The 26,365-nt window shown below is 74.6% G+C and carries 13 protein-coding genes and 1 pseudogene; 4 read left to right on the forward strand and 10 right to left on the reverse strand.

Annotation, left to right across the window (positions count from 1 at the left end):
- Nucleotides 1–2 precede the first annotated feature (2 nt).
- The 4 genes and pseudogenes from SM793_RS07160 to SM793_RS07175 all read left to right on the forward strand — a co-directional run.
- Nucleotides 3–8,228: pseudogene (locus tag SM793_RS07160) on the forward strand (HAD-IIIC family phosphatase); the annotation flags it as partial.
- Nucleotides 8,221–10,635 carry a thioester reductase domain-containing protein gene (locus SM793_RS07165; RefSeq protein ID WP_320437185.1) on the forward strand — a complete coding sequence of 805 codons (2,415 nt, stop codon included), beginning with the start codon at nucleotides 8,221–8,223 and terminating at the stop codon, nucleotides 10,633–10,635. The pseudogene SM793_RS07160 and the gene SM793_RS07165, both read left to right, overlap by 8 nt.
- Entirely contained in the window at nucleotides 10,632–11,729 is a 1,098-nt protein-coding gene (locus SM793_RS07170) for an alpha/beta hydrolase (RefSeq protein WP_320437186.1), read from the forward strand. The genes SM793_RS07165 and SM793_RS07170 overlap by 4 nt, the downstream gene beginning before the upstream one ends.
- A gap of 188 nt (nucleotides 11,730–11,917) precedes the next feature.
- Nucleotides 11,918–13,372, forward strand: a complete 1,455-nt coding sequence (locus SM793_RS07175; RefSeq protein WP_320437187.1) for an MFS transporter — start codon at nucleotides 11,918–11,920, stop codon at nucleotides 13,370–13,372.
- Between the two features lie 64 nt (nucleotides 13,373–13,436).
- Here SM793_RS07175 and SM793_RS07180 read toward each other — a convergent pair whose 3' ends face one another.
- From SM793_RS07180 to SM793_RS07225, 10 genes are read right to left on the reverse strand one after another with little or no spacing between them, the layout of a single operon-like run.
- Entirely contained in the window at nucleotides 13,437–14,591 is a 1,155-nt protein-coding gene (locus SM793_RS07180) for an iron-containing alcohol dehydrogenase (protein WP_320437188.1), read from the reverse strand.
- Entirely contained in the window at nucleotides 14,588–15,865 is a 1,278-nt protein-coding gene (pgk, locus tag SM793_RS07185; RefSeq protein WP_320437226.1) for a phosphoglycerate kinase, read from the reverse strand. Before pgk ends, SM793_RS07180 begins: the two co-directional genes overlap by 4 nt.
- A 5-nt stretch (nucleotides 15,866–15,870) precedes the next feature.
- Nucleotides 15,871–16,962, reverse strand: a complete 1,092-nt coding sequence (gene argC / locus SM793_RS07190; RefSeq protein ID WP_320437189.1) for an N-acetyl-gamma-glutamyl-phosphate reductase — start codon at nucleotides 16,960–16,962, stop codon at nucleotides 15,871–15,873.
- On the reverse strand, nucleotides 16,959–17,981 hold the full coding sequence (locus SM793_RS07195) for a zinc-dependent alcohol dehydrogenase (RefSeq protein WP_320437190.1): 1,023 nt from the start codon (nucleotides 17,979–17,981) through the stop codon (nucleotides 16,959–16,961). The genes argC and SM793_RS07195 overlap by 4 nt, the downstream gene beginning before the upstream one ends.
- Nucleotides 17,978–20,572 carry an amino acid adenylation domain-containing protein gene (locus tag SM793_RS07200; protein WP_320437191.1) on the reverse strand — a complete coding sequence of 865 codons (2,595 nt, stop codon included), beginning with the start codon at nucleotides 20,570–20,572 and terminating at the stop codon, nucleotides 17,978–17,980. Before SM793_RS07200 ends, SM793_RS07195 begins: the two co-directional genes overlap by 4 nt.
- Nucleotides 20,559–21,530: a phytanoyl-CoA dioxygenase family protein gene (locus tag SM793_RS07205; protein WP_320437192.1), complete on the reverse strand. Its 972-nt coding sequence runs from the start codon at nucleotides 21,528–21,530 to the stop codon at nucleotides 20,559–20,561. Before SM793_RS07205 ends, SM793_RS07200 begins: the two co-directional genes overlap by 14 nt.
- A complete protein-coding gene (locus SM793_RS07210; protein ID WP_320437193.1) occupies nucleotides 21,527–22,831 on the reverse strand; it encodes a condensation domain-containing protein in 1,305 nt (434 codons plus the stop codon). The genes SM793_RS07205 and SM793_RS07210 overlap by 4 nt, the downstream gene beginning before the upstream one ends.
- Nucleotides 22,824–24,596, reverse strand: coding sequence for a thiamine pyrophosphate-binding protein (locus tag SM793_RS07215; protein WP_320437194.1), 1,773 nt, complete (start codon nucleotides 24,594–24,596; stop codon nucleotides 22,824–22,826). Before SM793_RS07215 ends, SM793_RS07210 begins: the two co-directional genes overlap by 8 nt.
- Nucleotides 24,593–25,525 carry a transketolase family protein gene (locus SM793_RS07220; protein ID WP_320437195.1) on the reverse strand — a complete coding sequence of 311 codons (933 nt, stop codon included), beginning with the start codon at nucleotides 25,523–25,525 and terminating at the stop codon, nucleotides 24,593–24,595. Before SM793_RS07220 ends, SM793_RS07215 begins: the two co-directional genes overlap by 4 nt.
- Nucleotides 25,509–26,330: a transketolase gene (locus SM793_RS07225; protein ID WP_320437196.1), complete on the reverse strand. Its 822-nt coding sequence runs from the start codon at nucleotides 26,328–26,330 to the stop codon at nucleotides 25,509–25,511. The genes SM793_RS07220 and SM793_RS07225 overlap by 17 nt, the downstream gene beginning before the upstream one ends.
- Nucleotides 26,331–26,365 lie beyond the last annotated feature (35 nt).

Raw genomic sequence — 26,365 nt, forward strand, 5'->3', positions numbered from 1 at the left:
TGCCCACCGAAGAAGAACTGCTGAAGTACCTCAAGGCGGTCTCCGAGGAGCTGCACGCCACTCGGGGCCGGTTGCAGGCGGCCGAGAACCGGCGGCACGAGCCGGTGGCGATCGTCGGCATGAGCTGCCGGCTGCCCGGCGGCGTGTCCTCCCCCGACCACCTGTGGGACATCGTGGTCAAGGGCGAGGACGTGATCGGCGAGTTCCCGGCCGACCGCGGCTGGGACGTCGACGCCCTGTACGACCCGGAGCCGGGGAAGAGCGGGCGGACCTACACCCGTTCCGGTGGATTCCTGCACGACGCCGCCGACTTCGACCCGGCGTTCTTCGGGATCACCCCGCGCGAGGCGCACGGCATCGATCCGCAGCAGCGGCTGATGCTGGAGGCGTCCTGGCAGGCGCTGGAGAGTGCCGGGATCAACCCGCAGACCCTCAAGGGCACCCGGACCGGTGTCTTCGCCGGGTCGTTCCACCACGACTACGACACCGGCGGCGGCAGCGTCGGCAGCCTGGTGTCCGGGCGGGTCTCCTACCACCTGGGGCTCCAGGGTCCGGCCGTCACGGTGGACACGGCGTGCTCCTCCTCACTGGTCGCCCTGCACCAGGCGGTGCAGTCGCTGCGCGACGGCGAGTGCTCGCTGGCGCTGGCGGGCGGGGTGACGGTGCTGTCGACCGCGGGCGTCTTCGTCGAGTTCTCCCGTCAGCGCGGGCTCGCCGCCGACGGCCGCTGCAAGTCCTACGCGACGGCCGCGGACGGTACCGGCTGGGGCGAGGGCGTCGGCGTGCTGGTGCTGGAGCGCCTCGCCGACGCCGAGCGGCTGGGGCACCGGGTGCTCGCGGTGGTGCGCGGTTCGGCGGTCAACCAGGACGGCGCCTCCAACGGCCAGACCGCGCCGAACGGCCCCGCCCAGCAGCGGGTGATCCAGGACGCGCTGGCCGGTGCGCGGCTGACCGCGGCCGACGTCGACCTCGTCGAGGGCCACGGCACGGGCACCACGCTGGGCGACCCGATCGAGGCGCAGGCCCTGCTGGCCACCTACGGCCAGCGGGGCGATGCCGAACACCCGCTCTGGCTCGGCTCGTTGAAGTCCAACCTGGGCCACACCCAGGCCGCCGCCGGCGTCGCGGGCATCATCAAGATGGTCCAGGCGATGCGCCACGGCGTGATGCCCCGCACCCTGCACGTGGACGAGCCGACCCGGTTCGTCGACTGGACCGCCGGCGAGGTCAGGCTCCTGGAGGAGAACCGGCCGTGGCCCGAGCTGGACCGGCCGCGCCGCGCCGCCGTGTCCTCCTTCGGCTACAGCGGCACCAACGCGCACGTCATCCTGGAGGCCGCGCCCGAGCCGGCCACCGCGCCCGTCGGGGAGCCGGAGGGTTCGGCGGGCGGCGGCGCACTGCCGTGGGTGCTGTCCGCCCGGACCGGGGCCGCGCTGACCGAGCAGGCCGCGCATCTGCTGGAGCGGATCACCGACGGGACCGGACCCGACGCGCGCGACGTCGCGTTCACCCTGACCGCCGGCCGCGCCCTGTTCGACCACCGGGCCGTCGTGATCGGCCGCGGTTCCGCCGAACTCGCCGAGCGGCTGCAGGAGTTCGTCGCCACCGGCGACTCCGCCGGAGTCGTCACCGGCCGGACCGCCCCGACCGGGACGGTGTTCGTGTTCCCGGGCCAGGGTTCGCAGTGGATCGGCATGGCCCGCGAACTCCTCGACTTCTCCTCGGTGTTCGCCGAGAAGATGACCGACTGCGCCACCGCGCTGGAACCATTCACCGACGGCTGGTCGCTCCTCGACGTCCTCCGCGACGACGACCAGGCAGCCCTCGACCGGGTCGACATCGTCCAGCCCGTGCTCTTCGCCGTCATGGTCTCCCTCGCCGAACTCTGGCGCTCACTCGGCGTGAAGCCCGCCGCCGTCGTCGGCCACTCCCAGGGCGAGATCGCCGCCGCCCACGTCGCCGGCGCCCTCACCCTCGACGACGCCGCACGCATCGTCGCCCTCCGCAGCCGCGCCATCACCCGCCTCTCCGGCCACGGCGGCATGCTCTCCGTCCTGGCTCCGCAGGAACGCATCACCCCGCACCTCACAGCCGGACTCCAGATCGCCGTCGTCAACGGCCCCGAACAAGTCGTCGTCTCCGGCACCCCCGAAGAACTCGACACCCTCGCCGCACGCTGCGAAACCGACGGCATCCAAGCCCGCCGGATCGCCGTCGACTACGCCTCCCACTCCCCCCAGGTCGAAGACCTGCGCGAGGAACTCCTCGACCTGCTGGCCCCTGTGACACCGCGCACCGGCCACACCCCCCTCATCTCCACCGTCACCGGCGAAGCCATCGACACCGCCACCATGGACGCCGGCTACTGGTTCACCAACCTGCGCCAAACGGTCCGCTTCGACGCCGCCCTCACCACCCTCCTCACCACCGGCCACCGCGTCTTCATCGAAACCAGCCCCCACCCCGTCCTGCTCGGTGCGGTGGCCCAGAACGCCGGCCACCACCGGACCGCCGGGGTGACGGCCGTCGGCACGCTGCGCCGCCAGGACCACGAGCCTGCGCAGCTGCTGCGGAACGCGGCGGAGGTGTTCGCCGTCGGCGTGGAGGTCGACTGGACACCCTGGATCGGTGCGGGCCGCCTCACCGACCTCCCCACCTACGCCTTCCAGCATCGCCGGTTCTGGCAGCCCGCCGCCGCGACGGCCACCGACGTCGGCACGGCCGGGCTGGGCCCGGTGCGGCATCCGCTGCTCGGCGCCGCGCTGCCGCTGGCCGGCGGCGACGATCTCGTCCTGACCGGGCGGATCTCCCGGACCGGCCAGCCCTGGCTGGCGGACCACGGTGTCTTCGGCACGGTCATCCTGCCGGGCACCGCGTTCGTCGAACTCGTGCTCAGGGCGGGTGAGGAGATCGGCCTGCGGGGCGTGCGCGAACTGACCCTGCACGCGCCGCTGCCGCTCCCCGAGCACGGCGAGGTGGACCTCCAGGTGCAGGTGGGCGGGGCGGACGGGCGCGGTGTGCGGCCGGTCGACGTCTACGCCCGGCCGCGCCGCTCCGACGGTGTGCCGGAGTGGACCCACCACGCGAGCGCCGTCCTGACCGGCGAGGAGGCCGAGGCCGCCGGGGAGGCCGTCCCCACCGGGGAGGCCGGGGCCGCGTGGCCGCCCGCCGGGGCGCAGCGACTGGACGTGGACGCCCACCACGACGCGATGGCAGCCCTCGGCCTGGAGTACGGCCCGGCCTTCCAGGGTCTGTCGGACGTCTGGCGGTCCGGGGACGCGATCCTGGCGCAGGTCACCCTGCCGGGCCGGCAGGCGGAGGAGGCCGCCGCGTTCGGCGTGCACCCCGCCCTGCTGGACGCGGCCCTCCAGGCCGCCGCGGTGGACACGGCGGACGGTCCGGCGCCGCTGCCGTTCTCCTTCGGGTCGGTCGCCCTGTACGGGCGGGGGGCGAGCGAGGCGCGGGTGCGGATCACGCCCGCCGGTCCGGACACCTTCACCGTGGAGCTGGCCGACCGCTCCGGGGCGCCGCTCGTGCGGATCGACTCGCTGCTGGTCCGCCGGGTGGCGGCGGGTGAGCTCGCCACCGGGCAGGGCGGCAGCACGGCGCTGCTGTCCGTCGCCTGGTCCCCGCTGGACACCGTGCCCGACTCCCACGACACCAACACCACCGCCACCACCGCCGCCACCACCGGCACCGGCACCGGCACCGACGAGGAGCCGACGCTCCTGCTGGTCGGCGACGGCCCGGCGGAGGCCGACGGGCCCGCCCGGGCCCGGGCGGTGCTGGAGCTGACTTTGGAGCAGCTGCGCCGGTGGCTGGCCGAGGACCGGCCGGCCGGGGCCCGCCTGGTCCTGGTGACCCGCCGCGCCGTGCCCACCGGCGCGGAGCCGGACGGCGCCGCCGTCCACCTGGACCACGCTCCGGTGTGGGGCCTCGCCCGGGCGGCCCGGGCGGAGAACCCGGGCCGGATCGTCCTGGTCGACGTCGACACGGACGGCGCGGAACCGGTCGACGAGGCGGCGGTGCGCGCGGCCGTGCGCTCGGGCCGGCCCGAACTCGCCCTGCGGGGCGGGCGGGTGTACGCGCCGGAGCTTCGGCGCGGCCCGGCCGAGCCGGTCGGCGACCCGGCCGCGGCCCTGGGCACCGGCACCGTGCTGATCACCGGCGGGACGAGCGGTCTGGGCGCGCAGGTGGCCCGGCACGCCGCCGCGCTGGGCGCCCACCACCTGCTGCTGCTCTCCCGGCGCGGCCCCGGCGCCGAGGGTGCCGAGAAGCTGCGGGCGGAGCTCACGGCCGCCGGGGCGCGGGTCACCGTGCGGGCCTGCGACGTGGCCGACCGGGAGCAGTTGGCGGCGGTCCTGCGGGAGGTCCCGGAGGAGTTCCCGCTGACCGCCGTCGTGCACTCCTCGGGCGTGCTGCGCGACGGACTGCTCGGTTCGATCGGCGCGGACGACCTGGACGCGGTGCTGCGGCCGAAGATCGACGCGGTCTGGCACCTGCACGAACTCACCGCCGGGGCCGACCTCGCCGCGTTCGTGGCCTTCTCCTCGGTCGCGGGCGTGCTGGGCGGCGCCGGGCAGGGCGGCTACGCGGCGGCGAACGCCTTCCTCGACGCCCTGATGCAGCAGCGCCGTCGCACCGGCCGGCCCGGTCTGTCGGTGGCCTGGGGCCTGTGGGCCGAGGCCACCGGGATGACCGGGCACCTCGACCGGGCGGATCTGGAGCGGATCAACCGCGGCGGGATCACCGCGCTCGGCACCGCGCAGGGCCTCGGTCTGCTGGACGCCGCACTGACCGGCGATCCGGGTGACGGGCTGCTGCTCGCGGTGGCCCTGAACGAGCCGGTGCTGCGCGCGACCGAGCCGGGCCTGCTGCCGCCGCTGCTGGCCGGGCTCTTCCCGCCGCGCCGGCGGGCCGGGGTGGCCAGGGCCGGGCGGTCCGCCGGGTCCGCCGGGCGTCCGGCGCTCGACTCCCGGGAGGCGGCGGTGGACCGGCTGCGCTACCGGTTCGCCCGCACCATGGGCTTCGACACGGCGGAGCTGGACGTCGCCGCGCCGCTGGTCGGCCAGGGCCTGGACTCGGTGATGGCCATGCAGATCCGCGGCCTCATCGAGGCGGACTTCGGGCAGACGCTGCCGGTCGCCTCGATGTTCAGCGGCGCCAGCGTGGAGAGCATCGCCGACCGGCTGATGGCCGGGGCCGGCGAGGCCGGGCCGACCGGCGCCGAGGCGCCCGCGGAGGACCGGGAGGCGCCGGAACTCGTCCGCCACCCGGCCACCCGGGACGTGGTCCGGCTGCTCCGGGCCGAGCAGCAGGGCACCCCGGGCGTCACCCACCACATCGGGCTGGCCGTGCGACTGTCCGCTCCGACCACGCCGGAACGGCTGGCCGGAGCGGTCGCCGCCCTGGCCGGACGGCACGCCGCGCTGCGGACGGCGATCGTGCCGGACGCCGAGGCCGGGCAGCAGCTGGAGGTCCGGCGCGGCGTCCCCGACGGGCTGCTGCGCTGGTCGGCGGTGGACGAGGACACCAGCGTGGACGACCGGCTGCGCGAGCTGATGGAGCCGCCGTTCGACCTCGCGACGGCCTCGCTGTGGCGGTTCGAACTGCTCGCCCGGCCCTCCGGGGAGCAGGTGCTGGTCTTCGGCGCACACCACGCCGTCTCCGACCTGGCGTCACTGATGCTGGTGGCGCACGAGCTGGACGCGGGCCTCGGCACGGACCGGGACAGCGGCCCGGACAGCGGCCAGGACACCAGCCAGGGCACCGGCCCGGACCGCGCGCCCGCCGTCGTCTCCAACCGGGACATCGACCTGCTGCTGCGCGCCCAGGCGGCGCGCCCGGCCGGGGACCGCGGCCCCTCGGCCGACTGGCGCGCCGACTTCACCGGCGCGCGGCGGCTGGACCTCGAACTGGCCCACCCCCGCCCGGCGCGGCGCTCCTACCGGTCCGCCACCCACCTGGTGGAGCTGCCGGCCGAACTCCAGGAGCGGGTGGCCGCCGCGGCGACCGGACTCGGCATCACGCCCGCCGCGTTCTGGCTCGGCACGCTGACCGTGCACCTCGCCCGGCTGCGGGAGCGCGACCGCTTCGTGCTGGCCGTCCCGGTGGACACCCGGCTGCACGTGGGCGCCCTCGACGCGGTCGGCTACTTCGGCCTGCCGATCCCGTACGCGGCCGAGGTCGGGGCCGGTGAGTCCGCCGCCGAGGTGCTGCGGCGCACCGACGGCCGGCTGACCCGGGTGCTGGAGCAGGGCGTCACCTTCTTCGACGTGATGTCGGCCCTGGTCGAGGAGGGGCTGTACCGCAAGGACGCGCCCCTGGTCGAGGTCTACTTCAACTACATGCCGCCCCAGGCCGGCGCGTCGGGGGGCCTGCGGATCCTGCCGGCCGGCACCGGCTACTCCGACCTGGACCTGATGGTCACCGTGATGCCGGGGCTGGGGAAGGTCGGCCTCGAGTACAACGCCGACGTCCTCGACGACGCGAGCTGTGCCGACCTCGGCCGGGGCCTGCTCGCCCTCGCCGCCGACATCACCGAATCCCCCGACACCCTCGTCGCGATACCGGAGAGCACCGACGTGAGCCCCGAACCCGTACCGGCCGGACAGGTCGCCGTCGCCGCGACCTTCGCCCTCGGCAACCTCCCGGCGATGCTGGCGGTCGCGCTGGAGGACGGCGCCGCCGAGGGCGGCGCCCTCCCGGTCGCCGAGGCGCCCTACCACCAGGTGCTGGCGAGCCTGCACGACCCGGGCAGCGTGCTCGCCGAGCCGGCCACGGTGGCCGGCCTGGTGCTGCTGCGCCCGGGCGACCTGGTCCGCTTCGCCCCGGGCGACGAGCGGTTGCTCGACCAGCTGGCCGAGGAGTACCCGGCCGCGCTGGCCGCCCTCGCCGAGCGGACCCGCAAGCCGCTGGTGGTGGCCTTCCTCCCGGAGCGGTCGCCGGACGAGCGGCTGCGCGGGTGGGAGCGGCAGGTCGCGGAGCGGCTGGCCGACCGGCCGGGCGTCGCCGTGCTGGCCTCGGACCTGTGGCTGGAGGACTTCCCGCCGGACGAGGTCTTCGACGCCCACACCGACCAGCTCGCCCATCTGCCGTTCCAGGAGGAGTTCCAGGCGGTGGTGGCGCTCCAACTGGCCGACCTGGTCGGGACGGTGCGCCGCCGGGCGCCGAAGGTGATCGTGGTCGACGGCGACGAGACGCTGTGGAGCGGCATCGCCGGCGAGGCCGGGCCGGAGAACGTCGACCTGACGGGGGCCCGCGAGCTGCTGGCCCGGCGGCTGCTCCAGTGGCGGGCCGCCGGGGTGCTGCTCGCCCTGGTCTCCAACAACGACGAGGCGACGGTGCACGCCGTCCTCGACCGGCCGGACAGCCTGCTGCGCCGCGAGCACTTCGCCGCGATCTCGGCGGCCTGGGAGCCGAAGTGGACGCGGATCGCGCGGATCGCGGAGGAGCTGCGGCTGGGCCTGGACAGCTTCCTGTTCCTCGACGACAACCCGGTGGAGATCGCCGGGGTGCGCGCCCAGCTGCCCGAGGTGCTCTGCCTCACCTGCCCGCCCGCGGCCGGACTCGCCGACTTCGTGCACCGGTTGTGGCCGGTGACGCCGATCGCGGCGACGGCCGAGGACGCCGCCCGGGCCGCGTTCTACCAGCAGGAGCAGGTGCGCGACGAGGCGCGCGCCCAGTTGGGCTTCGCCGAGTTCCTGGAGAACCTGAAGCTGGAACTCGACATCGTGCCGGTGTCCGCCGAGAGTGCCGAGCGGACCGTCCAACTCAGCCGCCGCACCAACCAGTTCAACCTGCGGCCGCAGCCGCTGGACGCGGCCGGGCTGGACCGGCTGCGGCAGGACGGCGGCGAGGTCTGGACGGCGACCGCCCGCGACCGCTTCGGCGAGTACGGGCAGATCGGTGTCCTGGCGGTCCGCCCGGACGGGGACGCGCTCGAGCTGGTGGCCTGGATGATGAGCTGCCGGGTGCTCGGCCGCGGGGTCGAGGACCGGCTGCTGCAGTGGCTCGCCGACCGGGCGGAGGCCCTCGGGCTGGACGCCGTGCGGCTCGTCGCCGACCACACGCCCCGCAACATCCCGGCCCGGCGCCTGGTCTCCCGCCTCGGTGGCGGCGAGGTCGAGGCACCGCGACTGGAGACGGTGGTGGCGTTGAACCAACTCCGGGCGTTCCGCTCCTGGGACCTCGGAACCGATATCGCAGCGGAGGTCAGCAATGCCTGAGGCGGGAAGCGGTACCAGCCGCAACCCCAGTGTCAACCGCCGTCCCGAGGAAGAGGTGATCGAGCGGCGACGGCCCGGCCGGGCCCAGGCGTCCGACCTGCTGGCCCGGCTCCGGAAGCCGGCCGCGCCCGCCACCACCGCTCCCGCCAATGCCGCCCCGGCGGCGGCCGGCGCGGCGGCGGCGGCGGGGGCACGCGGTGTCGACCAGGTCGCGACGGACATCGCCGCGCAGGCCGCCCGCTTCCTGCCGGGCACGGCGGCCGGGGTGGAGACCGACCTGTTCGACGCCGGCCTCTCCTCGGTGGACGCGGTCGAGCTGGTCGCCCTGATGGCCCGGGAGCTGGACGTCCGGGTCAGCCTGGACGACCTGTTCGCGGACGCCCGGCCGCGCCGGCTGGCGCAGCGCTGGGCCGAGGCGGCCGGCCTGCCGGTCACCGCGGCCGAGGCCGCCGCCCCGGCGGCGACCGGGACCGCCCTGGCGCTCCGGCCCGGCCTGCTGCCGGCCGACGACCACCGCGCGCCCGCCCCCCAGGCGCACGAGGACATCGCGACGATCCTCGCCGACCTCGCGCTGGCCGACCGGCTGCCGTTCAGCCGCCAGGCCGAGCCGGCCGAGCCGCGCCGCATCCTGCTCACCGGCGCCACCGGCTTCCTCGGCAGCCACCTGCTGCTGGACCTGCTGCGCGCGGGCGACGCCCACGTGGTCTGCCTGGTGCGCGCGGCCGACGACGCCGCCGCCGAACAGCGGCTCGCCGAGGCCCTGGCCGGCTACCACCAGCCGTGGTCCTTCGAGGTGCGCCGCCGGGTGACCGTCCTCGCGGCCGACATCCGGCAGCCGCGGCTGGGCCTGTCGGAGGAGCGCTGGGCGGAGCTGGCCCGGGACGTCGACTCGATCGTCAACGTCGCCGCCGCCGTCGACTTCCTGCGCGGCTACCCCTCGCTGCGGCAGACCAACGTGCTCGGCCCGCTGCAGCTGGCGGAGCTGGCGATGACCGGAAGTCCCAAGCCGCTGCACCACATCTCCTCGGTCGCGGTGTTCAACGAGGTCGGCATCGAGAAGATGGGCGAGGACGACCCGGTCGCGCACATCGACCGGCTGTTCGCGGGCTACGACAAGTCGAAGTGGGCGGCCGAGGCCGTGCTGCGGCGGGCCCGGGAGCACGGCCTGACCGTGACCTTCCTGCGGCCGGGCGCCATCGGCGGCCACACCCGCACCGGCGTCTACAACCCGGCCGACCTCAGCACCGGCCTGATCGGCGCGATCTCCCGGTTCCGGACGGTGCCGGCGTTCAAGTTCCTCAACCTGGCCCCGGTGGACTGGATCAGCCGGACCACGGCCGCGATCGTCTTCGACCCGAAGGCCTGGGGCCAGAACTACAACCTGACCGGCCGGGCGGAGACGCTGCCGGAGCTGGTCAAGGACATGAAGCTGGCCGGGATGAACGTCCGGATCGCCGGCTGGAAGGACTGGCGGGACGACCTGCTGCGCCGGCAGGAGGCCGACCCCGTCCCCGAACTCGACTTCCTGGTCCGCATCCTGAGCAGCCCGACCGCCGTCAAGCTGTTCGAGGCGCTGATGTTCGGCCCGGAGGCCGGTTCCGAGCGCACCGAGGCGTTCGTCGCCCGGCACCGCCTGCCGCAGGCCGAACGCTACGGTTCGGAAGCCCAGTTGAAGGCGTTCGAGCGGATGGCGGAGAACGGCGTGGCCCGGCTCCCCAGCCGTGAGGACCCGCCCTACCTGTCCTTCCGCGAGCGGATGAAGGGCCAGGTCGGCCCGGTCGGCGAGGACCGCGACACCAGCTGCCGGCTGGCGTTCACGCTGTCCATCGCGAGCATGTACCAGGTGGTCAGGCACCGCCGGATCGACGTCCGCGGCCAGGTGGTGTGCGAGCGGATCCACCCCGAGCCGCTGACCGTGGTGGAGGGCGAGATCCAGGTCCGCCCCGACGAGGGCGTCCCGCGCCTGCACAGCAACGACCATCCGCTGCTGCGCTACCGGCTGACCCTGGAGGACCGGGACGGCAACCGCTGGTGGCTGGAGGGCTTCAAGACGGCCCGCGCCCGGCGCGACTTCTGGAAGCAGACCCGCACGCTGGACATCGCGATCGGCCGCGAGGGCGAACCGGCCGTCCTGGCCGGTGTGGTGACGGTGCCGGGCAGCAGCTTCCTGCCGGACCAGATCGACGGGATCCAGGTCGACCCGCGGCTGTCCTCGCAGGAGCAGCGGCTCGCCAAGCTGGCGTGGCTGTCGTGGTTCTTCCTGCAGATGGGCGCCGGCCTGGCCGAACCGTCGCTGCGGGCCGCCGCCGAACTGCTGGACCTGCGCCGGGACGCGATCGACCGGGACAAGGACAAACTGGCACGCAAGATCAGGAAGCTGATGATCCAGAGGGAGCAGAACCGATGACCCTGAGGCCCCTTCACCACCGCCTCGGCGAGCGGGTCGAGGACATCCCCTTCACCGCGTCCGACGGCACCCGGCTCGGCCTGACCCGGGTCGTGCCCGACGGCGGCGCCGGCGAGCGTCCGGCCGTCCTCGTGCTGCACGGCCTCACCGCCTCGGCCGACATGTTCACCCTGCCGGAGACCCGCAACCTGGTCGACGTGCTGCTGGACGCCGGCTACGAGCCCTGGCTGCTGGACTGGCGCGGCAGCTGCCGCCTGCCGTACAACGAGGGCCGGGTCCGGTACAGCTTCGACGACGTGGCCCTGTACGACATCCCGGAGGCCGTGGCGCTGATCCGGGAGCGCATCGGCGGGCGCCAACTGCTCTGCGTCGCCCACTGCATCGGCGCGCTCTGCCTGTCGATGAGCCTGGCGGCCGGCCTGGTCACGGGGCTGGACGGGATCGTCGCGCAGGGCGTCTTCCTGACGCCCAAGCTGTCCTGGAAGACCCGGGCCCGGCTGCACTTCGGCGGCGAGCTGCTGCGCTCGCGGCTCGTCAACATCCCGACCGACTTCAAGAAGGTCGGGCTCTGGTCGAAGCACTCGCTGATCTTCGCGGAGGTCTCGATCGGCGCCGAGTGCAAGGACCCGACCTGCCAGATCCTGCACAACGACTCCTGGGGCGTCGGCGGTTCGCTGTTCGAGCACGACAACCTCGACACCCGGACCCACGACCGGCTCGCCGACCTCTACGGCACCGTGCCGATGTGGATCCTGCCGCACCTGCGCAGCGTCGAACTCGCCCACACCATGCTGCGGTTCAACGACAACGACGGCCGCTACGACGCGCTGCCGAAGAACGCGCTGGACAACGCGGGGAAGATCGAGGCGCCGCTGATGCTGCTGTCCGGCAGCGACAACCGGTTCTGGTTCGACTCCAACAAGATCTGCCACGAGATCCTGACCGCCCGGTACCCCCAGCTGGACGTCCGCTACGTGGAGGTGCCGGGCTACGGCCACCTGGACACCTTCATCGGCCGCAACGCCGCGCTGGACGTGTTCGGCCCGATCGTGGACTTCCTCGACGAGTGCCGGACCGTCAAGGCCGGCCGCTGACCGCCGGGGTGGTGGCGTCCCGTCGCGGAGGCGCCACCGCCCCGGTCCCCCGGTCCCCCGGTCCCCCGGTCCCCCGAACCGCCGTTCCACGCCGGCCCCGATGCCCGCCGGCGTGGAACGGCCGTTTTCCGTTGCTGTTCCTTCGACTTCCGTGCCCGGAAGCCGGGTAGAGGAGAACGATGACCTCGATGACCTCCGACAACACGCGGCCGGCACCGGACACCGGGCCGCCCGGCCGGCGCCTGGTGATGCCCGTCATCATGCTCGCCGTCTTCACCGTCCCGCTGTCCGTCTCCGGGACGGCGGTCGCGCTGGGCGACATCGCCGCGGACCTCGGGTCGTCGTCCACCGGCGAGCAGTGGGCCCTGAACGGCTACAACCTGACCTTCGCCTGCGCCACACTCGTCTGGGGCTCGGTCGCGGACGTCATCGGACGGTGGCGGGCCCTGCTGATCGGCCTGCTGACCTTCGGCGCCGGCTCGCTGCTCAGCGTCCTGTCCTCCGGCTACCTGCTGCTGGACGCCTCCCGGCTGGTCGCGGGGGTCGGCGCGGGCGCCGTCTTCTCGGTCGGCTCGGCGATCATCTCCACCAGCTTCACGGGCGAACACCGCACCCGGGCCTTCGCCCTGCTGGGCGCCGTCGCGGGCCTGTCGCTGGCCTTCGGCCCCTCGCTGTGCGGCCTGTTCACCCAGGTCGTCGGCTGGCGGCTGGTGTTCGGCTTCCAACTGGTCTGCCTGGTGGTCGCCTGCGCCGCCATGCCGCTGATCCGCCGGGCGACCGCCCACGCGACCCGGCGGGACGCCCGCATCGACGTGACCGGCGCCGTGCTGTTCTGCGCCGCGACCGGCCTGCTCCTCGGCGGCCTGGTGCTCGGCTCCCAGACCGGCTGGCTGTCCCCGCAGTTCCTGCTCTGCACGGCCGCCGGCCTGGCCGGCTACGGGCTGTTCGCCCGGCAGGAGGCCACCGCGCCGTCCCCGCTGCTGAGCCTGCGCACCCTGCGCAACGCGCGGTTCTCCGGGATGACGCTGGTGATCGCGGTGGCGTCGTTCACCTTCACCAACGCGGTCGCCTACATCCCGGTGTTCTTCCAGGGCGCCTACGGCTCCTCGCCGGGCGAGAGCGGCGCCCTGCTGATGTTCATGACGATGCCGGTGCTGATCGCCCCGCTGCTGGCCGGCCGGCTGGTCGCGCGTGGCGCCGCCATGGACCGGATCCTCGCCTGGAGCATCGGCCTGCTGGTGGTGGGCCTGGTCCTGGCGGGCGCCGCCGCCCCGCAGGGGCTCGCCTGGATGGCCCTGCCGCTGGTCGTCGTCGGCGCCGGCTTCGGCCTCCAGGCCGGTCTGGTCGACGGCGAGGCGCTGGCCCAGGTGCCCGAGCAGGAGGCCGGCATGGCCGCGGGCTGGATCAACACCGTCCGCCTCGGCAGCGAGGCGATAGCGGTGTCGATGTTCGGCTCGCTCTTCGCGAGCTTCGTCGGCACCGCGACCCACGCCTCGGGCCGCGGCTTCGCGGCGATCACCATCGGCTCCACCCTGCTGGCCGCGGTGATCGGTGTCCTGGCCGTCCTGCTGCTCCGCCGGGGCGCCTCCGCCGGGGCCGCCCCGACCGCCGCCCCGGCCCCGGCGGACGCGCCGGCCCCCTGACCCGTCGGGGGCAGGGGGCAAGGGGCACGGGGCCGGGGGCCGGCGGGCGGACGGGCGGACGGCGTCAGCGGGTCAGACTGGCGCGGTAGAGGGAGCGGACCAGCCCGGTGTCGACCTCGGGGTGCGGGTCGTTCTCCAGGTTCCCGCTGAGTCCGGCCACGAAGGTGTCGATGTCCCGCTCGGTGTAGCCCTGTTCGGTCAGCGAGGTGCCCAGGCCGGTGCGCGCGAGCAGCGCGTCCACGGCCGTGGCGGCGTCCCGGTGGCCGAGGGTGTCCCCGATGGCGTCGAAGGCCTCGTCCGCGAAGGGGCGGGCGCTGCGCAGCCAGGCGGGGTAGAGCAGGGCCAGACCGCGGCCGTGCGAGAGCGGGTTGCCGGCGACGGCGCCCATCGCCTGCTGGAGGCGGTGCGGCAGGCAGGTGCTGACGGTGGTGACGTTCACCCCGCCCAGCAGGGCGGCCAGGGCCATCGCCTCCCGGGCCTCGGGCGTGGCCGCGCCGCGGGCGAGCCCGGGCAGGTGGTCGCGGATCAGGCCGAGCGCCCGGTGGGAGTACGCCCGGCTGCGGGCGGTCGCGCTCCTGGCGACCGCGCCCTCGACCGCGTGGGCCAGGGCGTCGAAGCCGCTCTCCAGGGCGACGGCGGCGGGCAGCCGGTCGGTGAGGTCCGGGTCGACGAGCGCGATCCTGGGGGCCACGTCCTCGCCGCGGATGCCGGACTTGAAGCCCCGCACCACGTCGGTGACGATGGCGCCCCGGGTGACCTCCGAGCCGCTGCCGGCGGTGGTCGGGACGGCGACGACCGGCAGCGCGCCGGCGGAGCCCGGCAGGGTGCGGCCGATCAGCTCGCGCACGGTGTCGGCGTCGCCGGCGACCGCGACGGCCTTCGCGGCGTCGATGGCGCTGCCGCCGCCGAGGCCTACCACCAGGTCGCAGCCGTTCGCCCGGGCGAGCGCGAGCGCCTCGTCGATCTCGTCCGAGCGGGGGTTGGCGCTGATCCGGTCGAAGACGGTGACGGCGAGGCCGGCGGCGGTGAGCGAGCCGAGCGCCCGGTCCAGGATGCCGGTCCGGCGCATCGCGGTCCGGCCGCAGACCAGCAGGGCGTGGCCGCCCAGCGGGGCGGCGAGCGGGCCGAGCCGGTCGAGGACGCCCCGGCCGAGGACCACCCGGGTGGGGACGGGCAGGTCGTCCAGGTCGACGGTGCCGGGGTTCGGGTCAGCGGTCATCGTGGGCGGCTCCTCGCCGGGGCTGGTGCGGGGTCGGACCGGTACGGGCCCGGGCCGGTGCGGGTCGGGCCGGTGCGGGTCGGGCCGGTGCGGGCGGCGTTGGCGGCGAGGGCCTCGAACACCGTGCAGGTGCCCTCGACCAGGTACTGCAGGGCCGATCCCCCACCGGTGGAACGCGGCCCGTCCCAGGGCAGTTCGGCCACGGTGTCGCCGCCCAGCAGCAGTGTGCCGCCAGGGGCGTGCGCCCGGGCGGCGAGGACGGCCGCCGCCGCGTGCCGGTTGCCCTCGGCGTGGCGGCCGGGGGTGCCGGCGACCAGGACCCGGCCGGCGCGGCGGAGCAGCTCGATCGCGCCCGGCTGGACCTCGAAGTCGACGATGGCGTGGTCGTCCGGCACACCCCGGTCGATCGGCAGCTGCCGGACGGTGCCGTCCGGGCCGGCCGCGAGGACGACGCGCGGCAGGTGGATGCCCGCCCCGCCGGTGCGGGCCAGGACCTCGCGCGCCGCCCGGGCGCAGCCCTCGGGGTCGCTGCCCAGCTCGGAGCGGCCGATCCGGTGGCCGGTGACCGCGAGCAGGGTGTTCAGCACGACGCCGCCCGGGATCACCAGGTGGTGGGTGCGGGTGAGGCCGCGCAGGCCGATCAGTGTCTTCTCCGGTTTGACGCCGCCGAGCACCGCGACCGACGGGCCGTCGCCGACGCCGCCACCGTTCCCGTCTCCGCTACCGCTACCGACGCCGGTGCCGGCAGCCCAGGGGTCGAGGGCGCGGGCCTCCCCGACCAGGCCGGCCGCGGCCCAGCCGGGCAGGTGGTCGAGCAGGCCGGTGTTGGAGGCGTGCCGCCGGTGCGCCTTGGAGAAGCCGCCGATCGCCACCCGGTCGCCCAGACCGGCCAGGGTGCGGGCGAGTTCGGGGTCGCCGCGCTCCTCGCCCGGGTCGAGGCGGGTGTTGCCGAACAGGGCGATCTCGCCGGGGCTCAGCTCGCGGGCCCAGGCCCGGGCGCGGGCCGTGGTGTTCTCCGGCAGGTAGCGCACCGGGCGGCCGAGCCGACGGGAGAGGTGGTCGGCGAGGTAGTCCAGGTGGCGGGCGCTGCCGTCCTTGGCGCTGCCCTGGTGGCTGAGCAGGGCGACGCGCGCGCCGGCGTCCGACAGCCGGGCGAGGTCGGCCAGTTCGACGTCGATCCGGCCGGTGTCGGCGAGCGCGGGACCGGCGTTGAACCCGGCCGAGTAGATCCAGCGCTCGCCGGGCGCCGGGGTGTGGTCGGCGAGCAGCCGCATCGTGCTCACAGGCCGTAGTGCCCGAGGCCGGCGCGCTCGTCGAGGCCGAACATCAGGTTCATGTTCTGGATCGCCGAGCCGGCCGCCCCCTTGACCAGGTTGTCGGTCACCGCGACGACCTTGGCGAAGCCGCGCACCGGGTCGTAGTCCACCCCGATGTGGCAGAAGTTGGAGCCGGTCACCGAGGTGAGGCTCGGGTAGACGCCGTACTCCTTGGCGTTGAGCCTGCCCTGCTTGGCGAAGGTGTTGACGCGCACGAAGTGCTCGCCGGCGTAGTGCTCGCGGTAGAGGTCGAGCAGGGCGGCGCGGTCGAGGCCGGCCCGGGCCTGCGCCCGGACCGCGACGCTGGCCTGGATGTAGATGCCGCGGACGAAGTTGCCGTGGGCGGTGGTCAGGTCGACGCAGGGCTCGCGGCCGGCCAGCGGCGCGAGCTGGGTCTCCAGCTCGGGGGCGTGCCGGTGGCCCTCCAGGCTGTACGGCAGCATCGAGGCGAAGGCCTCGGCGTGCATGATCTCGGTGAGCGGCTTGTTGCCGGCGCCGGAGGTGCCGTTGACGGCGGCGAGGTGGATCGCGGTGTCCAGGTCGGCGAGCCCGGAGCGCAGCAGCGGGGCGAGGCCGAGCACGGTGGTGATGGCGTAGCAGCCGGGGTTGGCCACCAGCCGGGCGCCGGCCACCCGGTCGCGGTACAGCTCGGTGACGCCGTAGACGGCCTCCGGCAGCAGCTGCGGGCTGGCGTGCTCCTCGCCGTAGACCTCGCGGTAGCGGTCGGCGTCGGCGAACCGGAAGTCGGCGCTGACGTCGATCACCTTGACGCCGCGGTCCAGGAAGTACGGAGCGGAGCGCATCGCCTCGCCCGAGGGGGTGCAGAAGAACACCACGTCGAGTTCGCCGGCCCGCTCGCGCAGCTGCTCGACGGTGGTGAAGGCGAGCCCGCTGCCGAGCAGGTTGGGGTGGACCCGTTCGAGGTCCTCGCCGCCGCGGGCGGTGGGCAGGACGGTGGCGACGCCCGGGTGGTTCAGCAGCAGGCGGCAGAGTTCGCCGCCCGCGTGCCCGGTGCCGCCGACGATGCCGATGGTGAGCGTCATACGTGTCCTCACGGGATGATGATGATCTTTCCGGTGGCCGGTTCGCCGGCCGCCATCAGCGCCAGGGCGGCGCCGGCCCCGGCGAGGCCGAAGCGGTGGGTGACCATGGGCCGGGGGTCGATGCTGCCCTCGGCCAGCCAGCCGATGACGGCGTGGAAGTCCTCGGCGGTGGACAGCGAGGAGCCGATCACCCGGACCTCCTTGCCGACCAGGGCGTTGACCGCGACGGCGGGCGGGCGGTCGAAGAAGCTGACCACGACCACGGTGCCGCCGGGCCGCACCGCCCGGACCGCCTCGTTCAACGCGCCGGGGTGGCCGGCGGCCACGAGCACCACGTCGGCCTCCGGTGCGGCCGGGCCGGGACCGGAACCGCCGGCCAGCACGTCGAGGTAGCCGTCGGCGCCGAGGGCCTCGGCGCGGCGGCCCTTGTGCGGGCCGAGGTCGGAGCAGACGACGGTGCCGAAGCCGAGCCGTTTGGCGGCGATCAGGCAGCCGAGGCCGATGTTGCCCGCGCCGATGATCCGCACGGCCCGACCGTCCGCCGGGCCGGCCAGGGCGACGGCGTGGTGGGCGATCGACAGCGGCTCGACCAGCGCCCCGAGCTCCGGATCGGTGCCGGCGGGCAGGCGGTAGGTCATGGCGGGCCGCAGCGTCACGTACTGCGCGAAGGAGCCGTCCCAGCCGAGGTGGCACAGGTTGGCCTTGGCGCCGCACAGGTTGGTGCGCCCCCGTGCGCACATCGGGCAGTCGCCGCAGTGCGCGTAGGCGGCGGCGCACACGAGCTCGCCCTCCGCGAACCCGCCGGCCGGGGTGACGACGGTGCCGCACAGTTCGTGGCCGAGCACGGTCGGCGCGGTCTTGTACGGGTGGGCGCCGCGGTAGGTGGCCAGGTCGGAGCCGCAGATGCCGGTGGCTAGCACCCGGACCAGCAGCTCACCGGGGGCGACCGTCGGCAGCGGGGTGCGCCGGTGCTCGATCCGGCCGTAGTCGGCCAACACCGCGCTCTCCATGGTGTTATGACTGGTCGTCAACACTGGTTGGGCACCTCCTGGCCGGCCAGGGCGGCGGCCACCGAGTCGACCAGGATGCGGCCGATCCGGACCTGCGAGTCCACCGACATCGCGCCGATGTGCGGGGTGATCACCACGTTGTCCAGTTCGTGGAGCCGGTTCGGGCGGCCCTCCTCGGCCACCACGTCGAGTCCGGCGCCGGCGATCCGGCCCTCGGCGAGCGCCTCGTACAGCGCGTCCTCGTCGACGACCAGGCCGCGGGAGACATTGACCAGCAGGCTGGTCGGCTTCATCGCGGCCAACGCGGCGGCGTCGATCAGGTGGTGCGTCCGGTCGGTCAGCGGGACGGCCAGACAGACCACGTCGGCGGCCGGCAGCAGCGTCCTCAGCGGCGCCAACTCGTAGTCGAGCCGCTCCAGTTCGTGTCGGCGGTCGTCGTCGGGACGGGCCACGTCGACCAGCACCCGCATGCCGAGGGCGCGGCCGAGCGCCGCGATCCGGGAGCCGATCCGGCCGTAGCCGACCAGTCCCAGGGTCTTGCCGCCGAGTTCGGACCCGGACAGCGCGGCCTTGTTCCAGATCCCGGACCGCACCTGGCGGTCCGCCAGCGCCAGGTGGCGCCCGACCGTGAGCATCAGCCCGAGGGCCAGCTCGGCGACCGCCGGAGCGGAGACGGCGGGGATGTTGAAGACCGTCACGCCGGCCGCTGTGGCCGCCCCGACGTCGATGTTGTCGATCCCGGAACCCGCCCGGGCGATCACCTTGAGCCGCCGGGCCGCCGCGATGACGGGGGCGTCCAGGCGCACCCCGCTGCGCAGCACGATCACGTCCTGGTCGCGCACCAGCCGGAGCAGTTCGTCGACGGGCGGGCGCAGCGCCACGGTGACGTCGTGGCGCCGGCGCAGCTCGTCCAGCGCCCCCGGGTCGATGGGGTCGAGCACCAGGAGGCGGGCGCGTGGTACCCCGGCCCGCGGCGCCTGCTCGGCCAGCGCCCGCCGGTCGAGCTTGCCGGAGGAGGTGAGCGGCAGCTCCTCCACCGGGTGGAACCGGTTGGGGACCAGTTGTGCGGGCATGGTGCTGCGGACGTGCCGCCGCAGGGCGGCGACGTCCAGTGCCCCGGGTCCGGCCGGGACGACCAGCGCGGTCAGCAGCTCGTTGCCCGCGCCGTCCCGGACGACCAGCGCGGCGGCGTCGCGGACCTGCGGGGCGGCCCGCAGACCGGCCTCGACCTCGCCGAGTTCGACCCGGTGGCCGCGGAGCTTGACCTGCTGGTCGTTGCGGCCGAGGTAGGCGAGCCCGCCGTCGGGCAGTCGACGGGCGAGGTCGCCGGTGCGGTACATCCGGCGGCCGTCGAGGACGCGGAAGCGCTCGGCGGTGAGTTCGGGCCGGTTCAGGTAGCCGTCGGCGACCCCCGACCCGGCCACCCACATCTCGCCGGTCTCGCCGTCCGGGACCGACCGGAGCGCGTCGTCGCGCAGTTCGATCGCCAGATGGGGCAGCGGGCGGCCGATCGGCGAGGCGGTGCCGCCGGCCAGCTGCTCCGGGGTGAGCACCAGGTGGGTGGCGTGCACGGTGGTCTCGGTGATGCCGTACATGTTGACCATGACGGGCGCCGGAGCGGGTGCGGCGGCGAGGAAGCCGCGCACCACGTCGAGGTCGACGCTCTCGCCGCCGAAGACCACGTACCGCAGCGCGGTCGCCGGGGCGCCCGAGTCGGTGTACTCCCGGGCGAGGTGGCGGAAGGCGGACGGGACCTGGTTGAGCACCGTGATCCGCTCGTCCGCCAGCAGCCGCAGGAAGTCCTCCGGCGCCTGCGCCGTGGCCGCGGGCACCGGGACGGCGGTCGCGCCGGTCGCCCAGGCGCCCCACAGCTCCCAGACCGAGAAGTCGAAGGAGGCGGAGTGGAAGAGGGTCCAGCGGTCGTCGGTGCCGAGGTCGAACAGCGGCAGGGTGGCCCGCAGCAGTTCCAGGACGTTGCCGTGGGTGACCACGCAGCCCTTGGGCACGCCGGTGGAGCCGGAGGTGTAGATCACGTACGCCGGGTCGTCCGGGCCGGGTGCGGCCCCGGTCGGCCCGGAGGCCGGTGCGGCGGGCTCCGGGGCGGCGGCCTCGGGGTCGACCGCGGGATCGATCACGGGGGCGATCACGGGCAGCGCGTCCAGCCCGCAGGCCGCGGCCCGGTCGGGGTCGCCGACCAGGGCCGCGAGACCGGCGTCCCCGGCCATGAACCGGAGCCGGTCGGCCGGGTACGACGGGTCGAGCGGCACGTACGCCGCGCCGGACCGCAGGACGCCGAGGATCCAGGCGGGCGCCCGGTGCGAGCGCTCCAGGAGCACGCCCACCAGGTCGCCGCGGCCCAGGCCGGCGGCGGTCAGCCGGGCGGCGACGGCCCCGGCCGTCCGGTCGAGTTCGGCGTAGCCGAGCCGCTCGCCGCCGCCGGCCACCGCGGCCGCGTCGCCGCGCACGGCGGCGACGCGGGCGAACAGCTCCGGCAGCGACCGGGCGTCGGCCGCCAGACCGGACAGGCCGGGCTGCTCGGGCTGCTCGGGCTGGCCTGGCTGCTCGGGCTGGCCGGGCTGGTCTGGCTGGTCTGGCTGGTCAGACAGCTGCATGGTTGCCACCGACCGCCATCACGTCACCCTGGCCGACCGGCTTGTAGTAGTCGGTGGGGTGGACCTGGTCGCCGAAGTCGCCGAACATCCGGCGCAGCCGCGGCGACATCCGGTCCAGCACCTCGGCCGGCTGCTGGAGGTAGTCGTGCGGACGGTGCCACAGGTGCCCGTAGCGCAGGATGAAGGTCTTGCGCTCCTGGACCTTGTTGGGCGCCACGGCGTGCCACAGCGAGTACGGGAAGATCAGCACGTCACCCGGCGCGGCCTTGACCTCCAGCGCGTCCTCGGGCAGCACCCCTTGGCGCAGCGGCTCGTCGAGTTCCTCGATGTAGCAGAGCGCCGTCCGGTCGGTCGGCACCCGGCGGTGGCTGCCGGGGACGAGCAGGAAGTTGCCGCTGTCGGACTTCGTGGTGTCGGTGAAGAACACCTGCGCCTTGACCTGGAGGCTCGGGCTGCCGTGGACGAGCCGCAGCTGCTGCAGGTACTCGCCGCCGTCGGTGTGCCAGTACTCGAGCGCCTCGTCCTGGAGCGAGCGGACGAAGATCTCGGTGCCGAGGAGCTGGACGCTGCCGGCGAGCAGCGACATCAGCGGGCCGACCAGCTTCGGGTGGTCGAGGAAGTAGTCCATGCCCGTGGTGCGGGCCACCGCGTCGCGCACCCGGACGGTGTGGGCGCGGTCGGTGAAGCTGGCGTGGTTCCCGATGGTCCGCGCGCCGTCGGCGACCACCTCGTCGATGACGGCGAGGCCGCGCTCCACCTCCTCGGGGCCGAACAGGCCCCTGAGGTGGAGGTAGCCGTTCCGCTCGTAGCTCTCGAGCTGCTCGTCGGTGAGCGGCGTCCAGTCGCGTTCGACGGCGGTCTCGACCGTCGACTCGCGGATGGTCGCGATGTGCATGCCGGTGTCGTCCATGGTGTTCTCCTTCGTCGACGGGTCGGTGCGCGCGGGCACGGCGGTCACGGGCGCAGCTCCTCGGCCCACCGGTACAGCCGGGCCTCCACGGCGTCCCACAGGGCCAGCACGTCGGGGGCGGTGTACCAGTCGGTCTTGAACATGACGTTCACGGTGACGCCGTCCTCGTCCTCGTCCCAGAAGGTCGCGATCGCGGCGTCGTGCCAGCCGTTGGAGATCCGCAGCGGCGCGGTCCGCACGCCGGGGATCTCGATCTCGCCGACGCTGCGGCGCATGCCGAGCGGGCGGGCGTTGAAGGTGACGTACGGGACGGTGGCCTGCCGGCCGAGCGCCCGCGGGTCCATCAGGTCGATCAGGGCGGGCCACGGCAGGTCGCTGTCGTCCAGGGTGACGAGGATCCGCTCGCGGAAGTGCCGCAGGTACTCCACCGGGTCGGGGTGCCGGCCGGGCTCGCTGGCCAGCACCGTCTTGCTGGCGAACCAGCCGACGGTGTGGGTGAGTCCGGGCAGCTCCCGGTTGGCGGTGGACAGCGTGGTGGCGACCACCGGGCGGCCCGAGCGCTCGTGCAGCGCCCGGTGGAGCGCGGCGTGCATGAGGTTCAGGCCGGTCATCCGCAGCGGGCGGGCCACCGCGGCGAGGTCGCGGCAGAGCCCGCCCGGCAGGCGGCGGACGAAGTCCTCGTTCTGCTCGTACCGGATGCCGGTCGCGCCGCTGAACCCCTCGACCGGCATGGCCGGAATCGCGCCGATGCCGTCCAGCCGGGCGGCCAGCCGGGCGAGCGCGGCGCGCCCGGCCGGCGAGTCGACGGCGAGGTTCTGCCGGCGGACGAACTCCTGGAAGGGCAGCTCGATCGGCGGCAGCGGCGGCACCGCGGCGCCCACCTCCTGCCCGTAACCGACGGCGAGGTCCCGGATCAGGGCGTTCAGCGACCAGCCGTCGCTCACCATGTGCTCGGTGACGAGCGCGAAGTACGTCTCCTGCGGCGAGCGCGGGAGCACCACCAGCCGGGCGACCGGCCCGTTCACCAGGTCGAAGGGCTCGATCACGGCCTCGCGGACCGCGGCCCGGTCGGCCTCCTCGTCCGCCCCGGCGGGCAGCCGCCGGAGGTCCTGCGGCTCGGCGGCGCCGACGTGCCACAGCGCCCGGTCGGTGTCGAAGCCGCTGAGCAGGGCCGGGTGGCGGCGCTGGACGGCGTGCCAGGCACGGTTCAGCGCGGCCAGGTCGAGCGTGCCGTGCAGGACCAGCGGCAGGGTGCTGTGGTGCGGGTTGAACACGCCCCGCTCGGCGTCCTCCCGGGTCTGGCCGAGCCGGTGCCGGTGGTTCCAGGAGGCCCGCAGGGTCTCACGCATGGTTCAGCTCCCGCTCCCGGACCAGGTCCGTGAGGGCCGGGAGGCCGTCCGGCCCGCCGGCCCGGACCAGCGAGGCGCCGTCATGGGCCCGGCGCCCGCCGTCGGCCCGCAGCGGACGCAGCAGCAGCTGCGCCGGGTCGCAGATCACCTCGACCAGCGCCGGCCCGTCCTCGGCCAGCACGGTGGCGATGTCGGCGTCGAGCGTGCCGGTGTGCCGCAGGGTGCGGTACGGCAGCCGGAACGCCGTGGCGACGGCGGAGAAGTCGAGGGTCTCGGGCTCCTCCAGCTCCGGTCCCCCGACCAGCGCGGCCTGCGACTCGCGGATGGAGGCGTAGCCGCCGTTGTTCAGCACGAACACCTTGATGCCCAGGCCGTACTGGCTGATGGTGGCGAGCTCCTGGATGTTGAGCTCGATCGCGCCGTCACCGACGATCACCAGCACCTGGGCGTCCGGCCGGGCGAAGGCCGCGCCGACCGCCATCGGCACGGCCGCGCCCATGTTGAGGAAGGCGGCCGAGGTGATCTCCCGCTGGGAGGCGGTGAACTCCAGGGTCTGGCCGGTGACGTAGTAGGCGCTGCCGGTGTCGACCACGAAGACGTGGCCGGGGCCGGTCTGCGCCTCCAGCCGGTCGACGAACCGGTAGGAGTTGATCGGGCCGTCCGGCCGCTGCTCGCCGACGGTGGGGTGGGCGGCCTTGAGCGCGGCGCACTCGGCGAGCCAGGTCTCGTGGGCGGGGGCGGCGGGTTCGGCCGCCTCCTCCTGGAGTGCCTCGACCAGCCGGCCGACGTCCATGCAGACCGGGAAGTCCACCCGGACGCCCTTCTTGGTCAGCTGCGACGGGTCGATGTCGACCGCGACGACGGTGGCGTCCGGGTCGAAGGCGTCCGCGTCCTCGCCGACGAAGGCGGTGGACAGGCTGGAGCCGAGCGAGATCACCAGGTCCGAGCGGCCCATGATCAGCCCGGGGTAGAGCCGGCCGCGGATGCCGCCCTGGCCGAAGCAGAACTCCGAGTCGTACGGGAGCAGGTCGGTGCCCAGCCGGGAGGTGACCACCGGGATCCGCAGCTTCGCCACCATGGCCCGGAAGGCCTGCACGGCGTCGGCCTGCCGGACGCCTTGGCCGGCGACGATCAGCGGGCGCTCGGCGGAGCGCAGCATGGTCATCAGCTGCCGGGCGGTCTGCCGGGCGCCGGAGCCGCGCGGTTCGGCGGCGGGCGGCTCGGCCCCCTCCAGGGTGTCCGGGTCGACCCGCGCGGCCTGGACGTCCAGCGGGATGTCCAGCCAGACCGGGCCCGGGCGGCCCTCCAGGGCGTGCCGGACGGCCTCGTCCAGGTGGCGGCGGATGTCGCCGGGGCGCTCCACCACCGCGGAGTACTTGGTCATGCTGCGGGCGCTGCGCACCACGCCGAAGCCCTGGACGCCGAAGGAGCGCACGCCCTCCTCCATGTGCCGGGTCTCGACCTGGCCGGAGACCACCAGTACGGGCACGCCGTCGGCGTACGCGTCGACCAGTCCGGCCAGCGCGTTGACGGCGCCCGGGCCGCTGGTCACCAGCGCCACCCCGAGTTCGCCGGTCAGCTTGGCCGCGCCGGTGGCCATCAGCGCCGCCGCGGTCTCGTGCCGGGCGCAGATGGTCACCAGGCCCGGCTGCCGGCTGAAGGCCTGGTCGAGGTGGATGGAGCCGGTGCCGGAGAGGCTGTAACAGGTGCGCACGCCCAGCGCGTGCAGGTAGGCGGCCGTGTAGTCGGCCACGGTGACGGTCATGCCAGCCACTGCGCCACCCGCTTCGCCACGCCCTGCGCCGTCAGGCCGAAGTGCTCGTACAGGAACTCGGCCGGGCCGATCGGCGCGTACTCGTTCGGCACGCCGAGCTGGAGCACGGGCACCGGGTGGGTGCGGACGACGGTCTCGGCGACCGCCCCGCCGAGGCCGCCGTTGAGCACGTGGTCCTCCGCGACCACGAGGCGTCCGCTGTGGCGCGCGGCCCGTCCGATCGCCTCCGCGTCGATCGGCTGGACCGACCCCAGGTGCAGCACGCCGGCCCGGACGCCCTCGGCCGCGAGCAGGTCCGCGGCCTCCACCAGGCGGGTGGTGAGCAGGCCGGTGCCGACCAGGGTGACGTCCTCGCCCTCGCGCAGCCGCACCGAGCCGCCGTACGCGAAGGAGTGGTCGGCCGGGAACAGCTCGGGCGTGTCCAGCTTGCTGACGATCCGGATGTAGACCGGGCCGTCGTGGGTCATCGCCTCGTGCAGGGCGGCCACGGTGTCCCGGGGGGTGGCCGGCGCCAGGACGGTCATCCGCGGGATCGACCGCATCCAGGCGAGGTCCTCGACGGCGTGGTGGGTGCCGCCGAGCGCGCCGTAGGCGAGGCCGCTGACGAAGCCGCAGAACACCACGTCGGCGTTGGTGTAGGCGGCGTTCTTGATCTGCTCCAGCGCACGGGCGGTCAGGAAGCAGGAGGCGGAGTAGACGAACGGGCGCAGGCCCGCGTTGGCCAGGCCGATCGACACGCCGACCAGGTTCTGCTCGGCGATGCCGACGTCGACGAAGCGGTCGGGCAGCTCGGCCTGGAAGCCGAGCGCCGAGTGGGTCTCGGCCGAGTCGTTGTTGACGATGCAGATCCGCTCGTCGGTGCGCGCCAGTTCGAGCAGGGCCGCCGAGAAGGCGGCGGCGCAGTCAGTCGTCGGTGCCATGCTCAAGCTCCCGGAGTGCCTGGTCGAGAAGGTCGGGGGTCAGTCGGCGGCTGTGCCATTCGAGGTTGCGCTCCATGAAGGAGACGCCCTTGCCCTTGACCGTGGAGGCGATCAGGCAGGTCGGCCGGCCCGGCTCCAGCGGCGCGGCGCCGAGGACGGTCAGCAGTTCCCCGACGTCGTGGCCGTCGACGGTGCGCACGGCCCAGCCGAAGGAGCGCCACTTCTCGTCCAGCGGCTCCAGGGCGTTGATGTCCTCGGTGCTGGCGCCCTTCTGGGCGAGGTTGCGGTCGACGATCACGACCAGGTTCTCCAGCCCCCGCGAGGCCGCCAGCATCGCGGCCTCCCAGTTGCTGCCCTCTTGGAGCTCGCCGTCGCCGGTGAGCACGAAGGTCCGGCGGCCCGAGCCCTGGACGCGGGCGGCGAGAGCCGCGCCCACGCCGAGCGAGAGGCCGTGGCCGAGCGAGCCGGTGTTGAACTCGATGCCCGGCACGCGGGTGGAGACCACCGTGCTCAGCCGGGAGTCCGCCGCGCCGTAGGTCGCGAGCTCCTCCTCGGGCAGGATGCCCCGCAGGGCGAGCACGCTGTACATGGCGGCCGAGGCGTGGGCCTTGCTGAGGATGAAGCGGTCCCGGTCCGGGTCGTCCGGGCCGCCGCGCAGCACGCCGAAGTGGAGTGCGCAGAGGATGTCCATGGCGGAGAGGTCCGCCCCGATGTGGCCGGTGCCGGCGGTGCTGACCGTGGTCAGCGCGAGTGCTCGGGCCCGTGCCGCCCGACGGCGCACCAGCGCCATGTCTTGCGACGACAAGTCTTGATCCTTTCGGTGGGTCGGGGTCGTGGGCG

Source organism: Kitasatospora purpeofusca, from assembly GCF_034043715.1.
In the GTDB taxonomy this organism is placed as follows: Bacteria; Actinomycetota; Actinomycetes; order Streptomycetales; family Streptomycetaceae; genus Kitasatospora; species Kitasatospora purpeofusca_A.

Bases quoted from the DNA above. Each gene is read 5' to 3' on its own strand.
- SM793_RS07215 (WP_320437194.1), bottom strand. From the start codon at position 24,596: ATGACCGTCACCGTGGCCGACTACACGGCCGCCTACCTGCACGCGCTG.
- SM793_RS07210 (WP_320437193.1), bottom strand. From the start codon at position 22,831: ATGCGTGAGACCCTGCGGGCCTCCTGGAACCACCGGCACCGGCTCGGC.
- SM793_RS07180 (WP_320437188.1), bottom strand. From the start codon at position 14,591: ATGACCGCTGACCCGAACCCCGGCACCGTCGACCTGGACGACCTGCCC.
- SM793_RS07175 (WP_320437187.1), top strand. From the start codon at position 11,918: ATGACCTCCGACAACACGCGGCCGGCACCGGACACCGGGCCGCCCGGC.
- SM793_RS07220 (WP_320437195.1), bottom strand. From the start codon at position 25,525: ATGGCACCGACGACTGACTGCGCCGCCGCCTTCTCGGCGGCCCTGCTC.
- SM793_RS07170 (WP_320437186.1), top strand. From the start codon at position 10,632: ATGACCCTGAGGCCCCTTCACCACCGCCTCGGCGAGCGGGTCGAGGAC.
- SM793_RS07200 (WP_320437191.1), bottom strand. From the start codon at position 20,572: ATGCAGCTGTCTGACCAGCCAGACCAGCCAGACCAGCCCGGCCAGCCC.
- pgk (WP_320437226.1), bottom strand. From the start codon at position 15,865: ATGCGGCTGCTCGCCGACCACACCCCGGCGCCCGGCGAGCGCTGGATC.
- SM793_RS07165 (WP_320437185.1), top strand. From the start codon at position 8,221: ATGCCTGAGGCGGGAAGCGGTACCAGCCGCAACCCCAGTGTCAACCGC.